This window comes from Frankia sp. CoBUL1, assembly GCF_978021245.1.
This window is the reverse complement of sequence record NZ_CDXDOS010000030.1, coordinates 1-896: the sequence shown is the minus strand read 5'-3', so window position 1 is coordinate 896 and position 896 is coordinate 1. Positions and strand designations below refer to the sequence as shown.

1 protein-coding gene is annotated in these 896 nt (G+C 65.8%); it reads right to left on the bottom strand.

Annotated features, from left to right (window positions below):
• Window positions 1-179 precede the first annotated feature (179 nt).
• A complete protein-coding gene (locus tag AC08OX_RS04715; protein WP_011435649.1) occupies window positions 180-821 on the bottom strand; it encodes an ATP-dependent Clp protease proteolytic subunit in 642 nt (213 codons plus the stop codon).
• Window positions 822-896: the final 75 nt, after the last annotated feature.

The following is an 896-nucleotide window of genomic DNA, read 5'->3' as shown; positions in this document are numbered from 1 at the left end:
GCCGTACTCGCCGCGGGAGGTCTTCTCGATGATGTTCGGCAGGACGTAGCGGCCCTGCGGCTGGGCGGCTGCCTGGCGGGCCTGCTCGTGCCGCATCTGCTGGTACAGCGTGTCGTGGAACATGGTGGCTGCCTCCGGGACGGATGACGACGGTTCGATCCGGTGAGCGGGGGCTCCGCTCAGCTCACCGGGCCTTCGCTGGGAACCTGGCGGGCCTGCTGGACGACGTGGTCGACGAAGCCGTAGTCCTTGGCCTCCTCAGCCGTGAACCACCGGTCCCGGTCGGAGTCGCGCTCGATCTGCTCGATCGGCTGACCGGTGTGGAAGGCGATGCGCTCCTGCATCATCCGCTTGGTGTACAGCATCTGCTCCGCCTGGATGGCGATGTCGGAGGCGGTGCCCCCGATACCACCGGACGGCTGGTGCATCATGATCCGCGCGTGCGGCAGGGAGTAACGCTTGCCCGACGCACCGGCGCAGAGCAGGAACTGCCCCATCGACGCGGCGAGACCGAGCGAGACGGTCGCGACATCATTCTCGACGAACTGCATAGTGTCGTAGATCGCCATACCGGCGCTCACCGACCCACCCGGCGAGTTGATATAGAGGAAAATGTCGCGGGTCGGATCCTCCGCGTTGAGCAGCAGGAGTTGCGCGCAGATCGCGTTGGCGATCGAGTCCTCGACGACCGAGCCGAGGAAGACGATGCGGTTGGCCAACAGACGGTTGAACACCTGGTCGTCGAACGCGGGTCCACCCTGACCGGGTGCACGAAGGTCCGGACCCGGAACCGGCAGGCGCGGGGCTGCGATGTTACTCACGGTCAGCTCCTCGACTTCCTCACATGGGACGGCTGATTGACCGGCTCGACACTATCTGTGACACGCCCCAGTTCC